13 protein-coding genes and 1 pseudogene are annotated in these 11,925 nt (G+C 70.3%); 10 read left to right on the forward strand and 4 right to left on the reverse strand.

Going from position 1 to position 11,925, the window contains the following annotated elements; all coding sequences use genetic code 11:
* Positions 1 to 71 precede the first annotated feature (71 nt).
* On the forward strand, positions 72 to 1,562 hold the full coding sequence (locus AB0C30_RS46755; protein WP_357956494.1) for a nitrilase-related carbon-nitrogen hydrolase: 1,491 nt from the start codon (positions 72 to 74) through the stop codon (positions 1,560 to 1,562).
* Positions 1,563 to 1,612: 50 nt separating this feature from the next.
* A complete protein-coding gene (locus AB0C30_RS46760) occupies positions 1,613 to 1,948 on the forward strand; it encodes an enolase C-terminal domain-like protein (protein WP_357956496.1) in 336 nt (111 codons plus the stop codon).
* Positions 1,949 to 1,969: 21 nt separating this feature from the next.
* Here the strand turns inward: AB0C30_RS46760 and AB0C30_RS46765 are convergent, their stop codons facing one another.
* Complete coding sequence (locus AB0C30_RS46765) at positions 1,970 to 2,437, reverse strand: CBS domain-containing protein (RefSeq protein ID WP_357956498.1); 468 nt, start codon at positions 2,435 to 2,437, stop codon at positions 1,970 to 1,972.
* 167 nt (positions 2,438 to 2,604) lie between these two features.
* On the opposite strand from AB0C30_RS46765, the gene AB0C30_RS46770 reads away from it, so the two are divergent.
* The gene (locus AB0C30_RS46770) at positions 2,605 to 3,267 is read left to right on the forward strand and encodes a response regulator transcription factor (protein ID WP_357956499.1); all 663 of its coding nucleotides are present in this window, start codon (positions 2,605 to 2,607) and stop codon (positions 3,265 to 3,267) included.
* Positions 3,268 to 3,273: 6 nt separating this feature from the next.
* On the opposite strand, the gene AB0C30_RS46775 is transcribed toward AB0C30_RS46770, so the two are convergent.
* The 3 genes from AB0C30_RS46775 to AB0C30_RS46785 all read right to left on the reverse strand — a co-directional run bounded on the left by AB0C30_RS46775 (position 3,274) and on the right by AB0C30_RS46785 (position 5,881).
* Entirely contained in the window at positions 3,274 to 4,125 is an 852-nt protein-coding gene (locus tag AB0C30_RS46775) for a universal stress protein (protein WP_357956500.1), read from the reverse strand.
* A gap of 277 nt (positions 4,126 to 4,402) precedes the next feature.
* Complete coding sequence (locus AB0C30_RS46780; protein ID WP_357956502.1) at positions 4,403 to 4,927, reverse strand: hypothetical protein; 525 nt, start codon at positions 4,925 to 4,927, stop codon at positions 4,403 to 4,405.
* Positions 4,928 to 5,038: 111 nt separating this feature from the next.
* Positions 5,039 to 5,881, reverse strand: a complete 843-nt coding sequence (locus AB0C30_RS46785) for a universal stress protein (protein WP_357956504.1) — start codon at positions 5,879 to 5,881, stop codon at positions 5,039 to 5,041.
* 126 nt (positions 5,882 to 6,007) lie between these two features.
* Between AB0C30_RS46785 and AB0C30_RS46790 the strand changes: the two are divergent.
* The 7 genes and pseudogenes from AB0C30_RS46790 to AB0C30_RS46820 form a co-directional block, all read left to right on the forward strand.
* Positions 6,008 to 6,190 (forward strand): annotated as a pseudogene (locus tag AB0C30_RS46790) (hydrolase); the annotation flags it as partial.
* A gap of 11 nt (positions 6,191 to 6,201) precedes the next feature.
* On the forward strand, positions 6,202 to 6,633 hold the full coding sequence (locus AB0C30_RS46795) for a cation-transporting P-type ATPase (RefSeq protein ID WP_357956506.1): 432 nt from the start codon (positions 6,202 to 6,204) through the stop codon (positions 6,631 to 6,633).
* Positions 6,630 to 7,532: a universal stress protein gene (locus AB0C30_RS46800; protein ID WP_357956508.1), complete on the forward strand. Its 903-nt coding sequence runs from the start codon at positions 6,630 to 6,632 to the stop codon at positions 7,530 to 7,532. The genes AB0C30_RS46795 and AB0C30_RS46800 overlap by 4 nt, the downstream gene beginning before the upstream one ends.
* 147 nt (positions 7,533 to 7,679) lie before the next feature.
* Positions 7,680 to 8,363 (forward strand): CBS domain-containing protein, encoded by a 684-nt coding sequence (locus AB0C30_RS46805; RefSeq protein WP_357956510.1) that lies wholly within the window; start codon positions 7,680 to 7,682, stop codon positions 8,361 to 8,363.
* Between the two features lie 2 nt (positions 8,364 to 8,365).
* Positions 8,366 to 8,962, forward strand: coding sequence for a CBS domain-containing protein (locus AB0C30_RS46810; RefSeq protein WP_357956512.1), 597 nt, complete (start codon positions 8,366 to 8,368; stop codon positions 8,960 to 8,962).
* A 5-nt stretch (positions 8,963 to 8,967) separates the two neighbouring features.
* On the forward strand, positions 8,968 to 9,162 hold the full coding sequence (locus AB0C30_RS46815) for a hypothetical protein (protein WP_357956514.1): 195 nt from the start codon (positions 8,968 to 8,970) through the stop codon (positions 9,160 to 9,162).
* Positions 9,159 to 11,909: a pyridoxamine 5'-phosphate oxidase family protein gene (locus AB0C30_RS46820; protein ID WP_357956516.1), complete on the forward strand. Its 2,751-nt coding sequence runs from the start codon at positions 9,159 to 9,161 to the stop codon at positions 11,907 to 11,909. The genes AB0C30_RS46815 and AB0C30_RS46820 overlap by 4 nt, the downstream gene beginning before the upstream one ends.
* The last annotated feature ends 16 nt before the right edge of the window (positions 11,910 to 11,925 follow it).

Raw genomic sequence — 11,925 nt, forward strand, 5'->3', positions numbered from 1 at the left:
CGCCGCCGATGTGGGCGCGGGGCGCCAATGCGGAGTATCGAGGCAGTTTCCCTGGCGGAGGAGTCTGCTCGATGAGATCGCAACGATGGTGGTTGATCGGCGCGGCGGTGCTGTCGGCCACGCTGTTCCTGTTCGGTACCGGCTTGCGGCCGGTGCCCTGGTGTACGTGGATCGCGCCGATCCCGGTCCTTGTCCTGGCGCCGCGCTGCTCGGCGCGTACGGCGTTGGCCGCCGCGTCCCTCGCATGGCTCGGCGGCCAGACCCCCATGTGGGGATATTTCCTGAACACGGTGCAGATCCCGCCGACGATGGCCGTGCTCCTGCTCGTCGGCTCGGCGCTGCTGTTCGGTCTGGTGGTGATCGCCTACCGGGGCCTGACGCTGCGCGGGCACCCGCTGATGGCCGTCGGCGTCGTCCCGGCCGCGTGGGTCGTCATCGAGTACGCGCTGTCGCTGATCACACCGAACGGCGCCTGGTGGAGCCTGGCCTATACCCAGGCCGACGTCCTTCCCGTCATCCAGATCGCCTCGGCCACCGGACCCTGGGGCGTGACGTTCGTGCTGACGGGCGTCGCGGCCGCGGCCGCGGCCCTGCTGCGGCCCGGCGCGGCCGGCCGGGTGCGGGTCGCCGTGACCGCCGCGACGGTCGCGGGCCTGGTGGCGGGCTACGGGTGGTGGCAGCTGCAACCGGCCGAGGCCGGGGCGGCGGTCAAGGTGGCGCTGCTGGCCACCGACCGGTCGATCGACCCGGTGGCGGTGACCGACCCCGAGGGACGCGACCTGCTGGCCGGCTATGTGAGCCGCATCCCGGCCCTGGCCGAGCGCGGGGCCGACGTCGTCGTCCTGCCCGAGAAGACGTTCCGGGTGGATGAGGCGGACCTGCCGTCGCTGGCCGGACCGCTGTCCCGGCTCGCCGCCGGCCACCACATCGACATCGTCGCGGGGCTGATCCTCACGAGGGACGGGCGCGAGTACAACGCCGCCATCGACTTCCCCGCGGATGGCGGACGACCCGTCGAGTACGTCAAACGCCACCTCGTCCCTGGGCTGGAGAGCGATTTCACGGCCGGTCAGACGAAGGCGTTCGTGCCCGGCTCCGGCCGGCGATGGGCGATCGCGATCTGCTTCGATCTCGACTTCCCCGACCTGGTCCGCGACTATCGGCGCGACGGGGCGAGCGCGCTGTTCGTACCCGCCTGGGACTTCGGCGACGACGCGTGGCTGCACAGCCGGATGGCGATCACGCGCGGCATCGAGAACGGCCTCGCGGTGGCACGGGCGGCCCGGCAGGGCGCCTTGACCGTGAGCGACCCGCACGGCCGCCTCCTGGCCGAGGCGCGCACCACCGGCACGTCCTTCGTGTCGGTGACCGCGGACCTGCCGGATCATGCGGTGCCGACCCTGTACACCTGGCTCGGCGACTGGTTCGCCTGGACCTGCGCCCTCCTGCTGGTCGCGATATTCGCAGTGCGCTTCGTCTCCGGCCGGGGACCGAAACCCGAGGCCGAGGGCGGGGCGGCCCAACCCGGGAGCGCGAGGAGACGGACGGCGCCGGTCTCCTAGGCGGAGACGGACGACGTCGGCGGCCGAGCGGATCATGGCCAATGTCTCCGGTGTCCCCGCTGAGGAAACTGTTCGACTTCGCCGCCCAATACCAGATCAAGAGCACCATCCACGGACCCGAGGACATCTCCCCCGTCGGCATGGCCGCCGCCATCCACCTCGGCCTGTCGATCCACAACTTCGGCATCCAGGAGTACGCCGGGTACACCGACCTGACCCACTCCGTCTTCCCCCACGCCTGCACCTTCACCGACGGCCACCTGCATCCGGGGCAAGCGCCGTGGCTCGGCGTCGACCTCGACGAGGAACTGGCGGCCGCGCACCCGTACGAGCCGTCCTACCTGCCGCTCAACCGACTCCAGGACGGCACGATCCACGACTGGTGAGGCCAACCCCGCTCAGAGCCGTCATGGCCGCCGGCCCCACAACAGGTAGGCGAGGGGGCCGACCGGCTGAACGACCGTTGCCGGGCCCGCTCCAGCTCCGCCTCCACCAGCGGTCCCTCCCCGCCGATGACATAGAAGCTGTGTGCCGGGGCCACCGCTCTGACCCCGAGCCGACGCAGCCGCTTGGCGGTGCCACGAGCCGCCGAACCGGGCATGCGCGGCTTGGCGATACGGGTGTCGAAGGCGGCCGACTCCAGAGCGGCGGACGGCGGACGCAAGGTGGTCAGCCATTCCCGTACCCCGATCCCTCGTGAGACGAGCGGCTTGCCGGCCTTGGCGCACCACACCCACCGGCCTGCGGTCGGCGTCGATCACGGTGACCGCGCCCACCGCGAACCGCTTCATCGCGGCCACGATCTCGGCGAACGACGCCTCCTCCAGCACGGCGATGGCGACTCGGCCCATGACGTCCTTGACTTGGATGGACATAACCCTTCACCTCCACCCTCACCGTCCCTCGTCCCGGCTCCGGTCGGCAGTGACGAAGGGCCCGGATGATCCCGTCGTAGGTCCTCTACAAGCGGAACGCGACGACATGGCCTGCCAAGGTCTTTGGTCTCTACCAGAAGCGAGGTGTGGTGACTACCGTCTGTCCCATGATTCGTGTGTTCCTCGTCGACGATCACGAGGTGGTACGGCGGGGAGTGGCCGCCCTGCTGGACGCCGAGGACGACATAGAGGTGATCGGCGAGGCCGGCACCGCCGAGTCCGCGATCGCCCGCATCCCGGCCCTGAAGCCGGACGTGGCGGTGCTGGACGTCCGGTTGCCGGACGGCAACGGCGTGGACGTGTGCCGTGAAGTGCGCTCCCGCCTGCCCGGGCTGGCGTGCCTGATGCTGACCTCCTACGCCGACGACGACGCCCTGTTCGAGGCGGTGATGGCGGGTGCCGCCGGTTACGTGCTCAAGCAGATCCACGGCTCCGACCTGGTCGTCGGCGCGGTGCGTACGGTGGCCTCCGGCCAGTCGCTGCTGGACCCGCAGACCACCGCCGCCATGCCGACGCGGCTGCGCGAGCAGGCGGCCCGCAAGGACCCCCTGGCCACGCTGTCGGAGCAGGAGCGCAACATCCTCGACCTGATCGGCGAGGGGCTGACCAACCGGCAGATCGGCGAGCGGATGTTCCTGGCCGAGAAGACGGTCAAGAACTACGTGTCCAACCTGCTGTCCAAGCTCGACATGCAACGCCGTACCCAGGCCGCCGCACTGGCCGCCCGACTGCGTGCGGATCAGCGCGATTCCCGGGACTTTCGCCCCTGACCGTGACTAGCCTCGCCCGCAAGGCCGGTCACCTTCCTCTCGCGGGCGTACGACCGCGACGGGGCAGGTCACGTGGTGCAGCACGCCGTGGCTGACCGACCCGAGCACCGCCGAGGCGAACGCGTCCAGCCCGCGCGAGCCGACCACCACCAGGTCCGCCGTCTGTGAGGCCTGAATCAACGCCGCCACCGGGTGCTCACACACCTCCGCGTCGGTGATCTTGACGTCCGGGTTGCCCTCGCGCCAGGAGGCCACCCGCTCGCGTGCCATCCGTACCTGCTGCTGGAAGGCGTCCTCCAGCAGGCTGCCGGACACGGCCGCGTACGACGAGAACATCGGCGTCCGCCACCCGTACACCACACGCAGCTCGGCACCCTGGGCACGGGCCTGCGCCAGTGCGTACTCCATGGCGGCCCGCGAGTGCTCCGACCCGTCGTAGCCGACCACCACCCGACCGTGCCGCGCCTGCATGGGCGCGCGGACGATCACCACCGGGCCGACCGCGTGCCCCGCCACGGCCAGGCTGACCGAGCCCAGCACCAGTCCGGCGAACCCGCCCAGTCCCCTGCTGCCCAGGACCATGCTGTCCGCCGGCGCCGACTCACCGATGAGGTCGTCGATCACGTTCCCGGTCAGCGTCTCCGTCGTCACCTCCGCGCCCAGCTCGCGCGCCCGCGTCGCCGCGGCCTCCAGCGCCTTGGCGCAGTAGGCGGGCCCACCAGGGCTGTGCGGCCACTGTTCGCACACGTGCACGATCCGCAGCGGCAGCCCTCTGCGCTCGGCATCGGCCGCGGCCCACTCCACCGCCGCCGCCGACGGCGCCGACCCGTCCACGCCCACCACGATCCGTCTGGCCATCACGCGTCTCCTCCGCGAGGTTTCCTTCCATCTCCAGCCTCACCAAACAGGCCCCCCGCCACCTGGGGACGAAGTCCTCGATACAGGTGCCTTTGGTCCCTAATCAGCCGCCTGGGAAGACACGACCAGGTTCGCCTCCCGCGGGCGGCAGTCGTGCCGGAGGCGGACAGCGTGTTGACCGGCAGCACCGGATCGTGGCGCGGACCGAGCCGCCCATCGTGGATGACGGCCAAGCGCCCGCCTCCGTTACCGAAGGCGGGCGCTTGGCCGTGGGCGGCTACTTCAGCCATGCGGTACGCCGGACGATGGGCAGGGTGCCCAGCCCGAGTGTGGCGCCGGCGTTGGCCAAGGCCAGGCCGACCAGGACGATGGAGTAGATGAGGTGCTCGTCCAGGAACGGGTTGTTGGCCAGCGGCAGTTCGGCGGCCCACATCAGGACCAGCATGAGCGTGCCGGTGACCGCGGCGATCCGGGTGCCCACGCCCAGGATGAGCGCGGCGCCGATGCCGAGCAGGCCGAGCATGAACAGCCAGTCCACCCACGGCTGGCCGGCCAGCGAGCTGAAGAACCCGCCGAGCGCGTTCTCTCCGGTGCCCTTGAGGAAGCCGGTCGTCGGGCTGCCACCGGAGATCCAGGCCTTGCCGGCCGGAGTGGCGAAGCCCCAGCCGAAGGTCTTGTCCAGGAACGCCCACAGGAAGATCCACCCGATCGAGATTCGGGTGATCGCCCAAACGTAGTCGACGGGGCGGTGTGCGGTGGGAGGGCCGGTCTCTAAGACGGGTCTGTTGACGGTGGTGGCCATGATGATCCCCTTTCAGCGCGTTCTCGTCACCTCCAAAGCACACCGCGTGCCCTCTTTCCGGGGCAGTGCCGTACGACCCACAGCTTGAGGACCTTGGTCCCCTCGAACCCCCTACGCGCGTACCACCGCCACCGGGCAACGGGTGTGGTGCAGGACACCGCGGCTGACCGAGCCGAGCAGCATCGCGCCCACCGTGCTGTGACCGTGCGAGCCCACCACCAGCAGGTCGGCTCCGGCGGAGGCGTCGGTGAGCGCTTCCACCGGCTGCGCCGGCTGGACGTCCTCAACGACCGTCACCCGCGGGTAGCCCTTCGTGAAGGTTCCCACCCGGTCGCGGACGATCTGGTGCTGCGCGGTGCGGATTTCGTCCATTTCGTACGGCACTCCGGGCGCGTACGCATGCACCGGCAACTGCCAGGCGTGCACCACCCTCAGTGCGGCCCCCCGCAGCTCGGCCTGCCGGAAGGCGTAGGCCAGCGCGGGCTCGCACGCGGGCGAGCCGTCCACGCCGACCACGATCTCCCCATGAACCGGCTGGTGATCGCCGCGTACGACCACGACGGGGCAGTCCACGTGGCCCGCCACATGCGTGTTGACCGAACCCAGCAGCGCGCCGGCGAACCCGCCGAGACCGCGGCTGCCGAGCACGATCTCGGTCGCCTCCTTGGCCTGTTCGCGCAGCACCTCGGCGGGCGCGCCCTCGATGTCCTGCGTCGTGACCTCGACGTCGGGCTGGCGCTCGTGGGCCAGGGCCAGGGCTTCGCGCAGGATCCGATGTCCCTCGCGCAGCAGCGTGTCGGGCAGCGCGGCGTTAGGGAACCTGCCGATCTGATACGGCGAGCGGTCCACGGCGTGCACGATCCGCAGCGGCTCTCTCATCCGCAGAGCGTCGTTGACCGCCCATTCCACTGCGGCCCGCGCGGTCATCGAGCCATCCACACCTACGATGATCATGATCTGTCCTCCTTCGTCACCTCTCCATCCGACCCATTCGCGGAGCGTTGTCATAGGGCCGGAAGTCCGCCGGACAGGACCGAAGGACCCTGTTTGCCCAGGTGACGGGTGCGTAGCGTCGATGGCATGGCCACCATCGACCTGACCGGGCTCCGTGCCGTCGTCTTCGACACCGACGGTGTGGTCACCGACACCGCCCGCGTGCACGCGGCCGCGTGGAAGCACGTGTTCGATGCCTTCTTGCACGGCCGTTCCACCCCGTTCGACATCCGGGCCGACTACCCGCGCTACGTCGACGGCCGTCGGCGGCGGAGGCGGCCGTGCGTCTGGAGCGGGATGGGGCCAACCTGCTCCCGCAGAAGCCGCCCGTTCCGTTGTGGCGGCGGGTGCTCGCCCAGCTTCGCGATCCGCTACTCGCCGTCGCCGGCGCGTTCGCCCTGCAGCTCGCCGGACTGTACATGCCGCCGCTACGCGAACTGCTCGGCACCGAACCACTGCCCCTGGGCGACCTGCTGATCGTCACCGCGCTGTCCACCCTCGGCTACGCCGCCGTCCGGCTCGACCGGATCCTCCACCCCTCCCATCGGCGGCGTCTGGGGTCGCGCCCCGAATTCAAGGTCACCGCCGTGCGACCGACCGCCTCGTCCAGGGCGAGCGAGACAGGGCCAAGAGTTTCATCGTCTATGGGTCTCATCTCATCGGCGGCGGGGAAGCTCATGCGGCATGGACGGACTTCCAGGAGGCGGCGATGAGCGATCGATACGCTGGTCGGCCCATTCTGGTCGGCTACGACGATTCGCCTGGGAGCCATGAGGCGCTGCGCTGGGCGGTCGAAGAGGCGCGGCTGCGTGGGCTACCCGTACTGGTCTGTCATGCTTTGCACTGGCCCTATGTGCTCAGGCCTGTCGCACAGGAGGTCCTGACGCAGATCGAGCAAGTCGCCCTCGCCGTCGTGGACGAGGGCGTCCACCGTGCCCGAGCCCTGGCTCCGGAGGTGGAGGCCCAGCCGCTGCTGGGGAGAGGTACCCCCTCGGCCGTGCTCCTGGAGGCCACGCGCGAGGCGGAGATGACCGTGCTCGGGGCTCGCGGGCGGGGCGGGTTCGACGGCCTTCAGGTGGGGTCGGCCGCCGTGCAGGTGCCCGCGCACAGTGTCAGGCCGGTCGTCGTCGTACGGCCCCTCCCGCGACCGAGCGGCCAGGACGTCCGGATCGTTGTCGGCATCGACGGCTCACCCGCGAGCCTGGCGGCCTTCGATCTCGCTCTGGACGAGGCCGCGCTGCGCGGCGGCTCCCTGACGGCCCTGTGCTGCTGGAGAGAATGCCGATCATCGTCGTGGCAGGAGCCGCTTCCCTTCGTGGATTCGCACGCGCTGCGCCAGGGAGCGGAAGCCCGCTTCTATGAGGTCACGTCCCAGCTGGCGCGCAGGCACCCCGATGTACCGGTCACGGCGGACTTCGTGACCGAGCGGCCCCAGCGCGCGCTGATCGACGCGGCCAAGGACGCCACGCTCCTCGTGCTCGGCAACCGGGGAAACGAGTCACCCGCCTGCCTTCTGCTGGGACCGGTCACCCAGACCGCGCTGCTCGAAGCCTGGTGCCCGGTCGCGGTGACCCCCACCGCCAATCTGAGACCGCTGTTCCCACCGGGATGAACCCCGGTCCTCATGCCGGCATGTCGGCCCGCCGCGCCGCCCGCACTGACCAACGACCATCGCCGTCGGGACTTACGGCCCTACCAGGCGCACCACAGTCGGAGCTGTGATGAAAGTACAAGAACAGCCGACGAGAAGGGCTGAGCCGTGAAGCGCAGGACCGTCGCCGACGTGATGACCGACAAGGTCGTCACGGTCACCGCGAGAACCCCGTTCAAGGACATCGCCGAGACCCTGATCGCCGGCGGCATCAGCGCCGTCCCGGTCATCGACGACGACGGCCACGTCATCGGCATGGTGTCGGAGGCCGACCTGCTGCGCAAGGAGGAGTTCCGTGAGCAGTTCTACCGGGAGGGCTACCAGCCGCCGCTGCGCGCCCGGCTGCGCCACCCCAAAGGCAGGAAGAAGGCCGCCGGTGACACCGCGGCCGAGCTGATGACCAGCCCGCCGATCACCATCTCGCCCCAGGCCCCGGCCGTCTCCGCCGCCCGGCTGATGGACGCCCACGACGTCAAGCGGCTCGCCGTCGTCGACCAGGACGGCCGGCCGGTCGGCATCGTCTCCCGCCGCGACCTGATCAAGCTGTTCCTGCGCTCCGACGACGACATCGCCGCCGAGGTGCGCGAGGACATCCTCGACCGAGGGCTGTGGGTGGACACCTCCGCCGTCGTCGTCCAGGTACGCCATGGCGTGGTGACGCTGAGCGGCCAGATGGACCGTAAGACCGAGACCGCGATCGCCGTACGGATGACCGGCCGGGTCAACGGCGTGGTCGACGTCATCGACGAGCTCACCTGGAAGCACGACGACTCCACGTGGGAGGCCAGATAGCCATGCTCGTACGCGAGGTCATGAGCAGCCCGGCCATCACCGTCCGCCGCACCGACCCGGTACGGCAGGCCATCCGGTCGCTGCACGACCATGACATCACCGCGGCCCCTGTCACCGACGACACCGACCACCTGGTCGGCGTCGTCAGCGAGCTCGACCTGCTGCGCGGCGAGTTCGAGCCCGACCCCCGCGCCTCGCTACGGCCCGTCGGCCCGTCCGCCGAACCGCCGCCCCGCCGGGTCATGGAGGTCATGACCCGCGAGATCGTCACGGTGACCGAGACCACCGACGTCACCAAGGCCATCGCCCTGATGGTCGGCGAGCGGATCAAGAGCCTGCCCGTCGTACGGGGAGATCGGATCGTCGGCATGCTCAGCCGCCGCGACCTGATGGCGATGCTCGCCCGTTCGGACGAGCGGCTGCGCACGGACGTGATCGCCGCGCTGCGCGAGCACTACCCCTTCGGCCCCAGCTGGGACGTCGCCGTCCGCGACGGTGTGGCGCAGCTGAGCGGGCCGCCCCACGAGCACGCCGACCATATCGCCGACGTGCTGGCCCGCACCGTGCCGGGCATCGTCCGGGTCAGGCACCTGAGGTGATCGTCATGAGAATGACCGTCCAGGACGTGATGACCACCGACGTGGCCGCCGTCAACCAGCAGGCCTGCTTCCGCACCTTCGCCGACCTGCTCATCGGCAAAGCCGTCAGCGGCATGCCCGTCCACGGCGAGCTCACCTGGAAGCACGGCGACGTCCTCGAAGTCCCGATGTGGGGCGGTGCCCCCGCGAGCCCGCCATGAACCCATGGGTCCTGTCCTACGAGGGTTTCGATCCGGCTTCCGAGGGATTGCGCGAGGCGCTGTGCACGCTGGGCAACGGCCGGTTCGCCACACGCGGCGCGACCCCTGACGGTGAGCTGCGGACGCCGGGCACCTACGTCGCGGGTTGCTACCTGGACTCCACCGTCGCGGGGCGGACGGTGACCAACGAGGATCTGGTCAACCTGCCCGACTGGCTGCCTGTCACCTTCGCCACCCCCGGTTCGGCGTGGTTCCGCCCTGAGCGGGCCGAGCTGCTGGACTACCGGCAGGAGCTCGACATGCGCCAGGGGATCCTGCACCGGGCGCTGCGCTGGCGCGATGAGTCGGGCCGCGTCACCGCGGTACGGCAACGCCGGCTGGTCTCCATGGCCGACCCGCGTCTGGCCGCCCTGGAGACCACCTTCACCGCCGAGAACTGGTCCGGCCCGCTTCGCGTTCGCGCCACCCTGGACGGCCGGGTGACCAACAGCGGCGTGGCGCGCTACCGCGAGCTGCGGGGCGACCATCTCACCGGCCATGACACCGGCGACCGGAACGGTCTGATCTGGCTGACCGCCACCACGCGCTCCTCCCGGATCATCGTGGCGCTCGCCTGCCGTACCGACACCGTCTCCCCCGCCCGCGAGGTGATCCGCGAAGGGGACCGGATCGCCACCCATCACGTGCTCGACCTCGCGCGGGGCGAATCGGCCACACTGACCAAGACCGTGGCCTTGGTGACCTCGCGCGACAGCGCCGTCCACGACGCCCGCTCCGCGGCGATCCGTGCCGTACGCCGGGCTCCGCGGTTCGATGAACTTCTCGCCCGGCATGTAGCGGCCTGGGAGCGCCTGTGGCGGGACGCCCGGCTGGAGGTGGCCGAGCCGGAGCTCTCGCAGCTCGTTCACCTCCACGTCTTCCACCTGCTGCAGACTCTCTCCCCGCACACCGCGGACCTGGACGTGGGCGTGCCCGCCCGCGGGTTGCACGGCGAGGCCTATCGCGGGCATGTGTTCTGGGACGAGCTGTTCGTGCTGCCCTGGCTGAACCTGCGCTTCCCTGAGATCTCGCTCGGCCTGCTGCGCTACCGGTGGCGGCGGCTGCCCGAGGCCCGGGCGGCGGCGCGGGACGCCGGGTATGACGGGGCGATGTTCCCCTGGCAGAGCGGCAGCGACGGACGCGAGGAGACCCAGACGCTGCACCTCAACCCCGCCTCGGGACGCTGGCTGCCCGACGGCTCCCATCTGCAGCGGCACATCGGGCCGGCCATCGCCTACAACGTGTGGCAGTACTACCTGGCGACCGGCTTCATGCCGCCGTGGTGCGCGGAGCTGCTGATCGAGATCGCCAGGTTCTTCGCCTCACTGACCGTGCTCGACCCCGCGTCGGGACGGTACGAGATCCGCGGCGTCATGGGACCCGACGAGTATCACGAGCGCTACCCGGGTGCTTCCTCGCCCGGCCTGGCCAACAACGCCTACACCAACATCATGACCGTGTGGCTCCTGTCGCGCGCCCGAGACACCCTTGACCTGCTGCCCGAACCCACGGCCTCCGAGCAGGAACGGGCCCGCTGGGACGACATCACCCGCCGCATGCGGGTCGACTTCCACGACGGCGTGATCAGCCAGTTCACCGGCTACCCCGACCTGCTGGAGCTGGACTGGGCCCGCTACCGGGGCGTGCGCCGCCTCGACCGCACCAGCCACGGCTCCACCCTCAGCGCCGTCGTACACGCCTGGGTGCTCTCCCGCTCCGACCGGGCCCGCTCCTGGCAGTTCTTCGCCGAGGCGCTGTTCGGCGACATCAACGACATCCAAGGCGGCACCACCGCGGAGGGCATCCACCTCGGCGCCATGGCCGGCACGCTCGACCTGCTGCAGCGCTGCTACCTGGGCCTGGAACCGCGGCCCGACGGCCTGCACCTCAACCCGCTCCTGCCCGACCGGCTCGGCGTCCTGTCGCTGTCGATCCGCTTCCGCGGGCATCAGCTCCTCATCGACGCCGATCATCGGCAGGCCCATATCAACGGCGTGGAAAGCCTGACCTTTTCCAGCGAACCTTTCGCCAGACGGCAAGGAGAAACCATCATGACAAGCACCGGCGACCTCGGACGTCGCATCACCTATCACCGCGTGCGACTCGGCCTGACCGTCGACCAGGTCGCCGAACGCGCGGAGATGTCCCCCGGCTACCTCCAGTACCTGGAGGAACGCCCCGGCACACCCACCGCCGAAACCATGTACCGCCTGGCCGGAGCCTTGGAGACCACCGTCGACGACCTCCTCGGCGGCGGCGTCGATCGGCCTCCCGGCCGTGGCCGCGCCGCGGGGGCTCCGACGCTGGAGAGCCTGGACCCCGAAGAATGCCTCAAGCTGATCGAGCCCGGCGGCATCGGCCGGGTGGCCTTCAGCGGCTCCCACGGCCCGACCGTGCTGCCCGTCAACTACAGACTCCACCACGGCTTCATCGTCTTCCGCACCGCGCCAGGCGGCCCCATGGACCAGGACCTGCGCACGGGTGTGGAAGGCGTGGAGATCAAGGTCGGGTTCGAAGTGGACCGGATCGACGACGCCCAGCGCGAGGGATGGAGCGTCCTGATCCAGGGCCCGGCCCACCACATATCCCCCGACGAACTGTCGGAGGTCACCGATTCCGACGTCACCCCGTGGGCGGGCGGCGAGCGGCCCCTGTACATCCGCATCGTCCCGCACCAGATCACGGGCCGCCGCATCCACCACCTTTGACGGTCACGCTCCAGGA

The organism is Nonomuraea sp. NPDC048901, from assembly GCF_040649695.1.
Taxonomy (GTDB): domain Bacteria; phylum Actinomycetota; class Actinomycetes; order Streptosporangiales; family Streptosporangiaceae; genus Nonomuraea.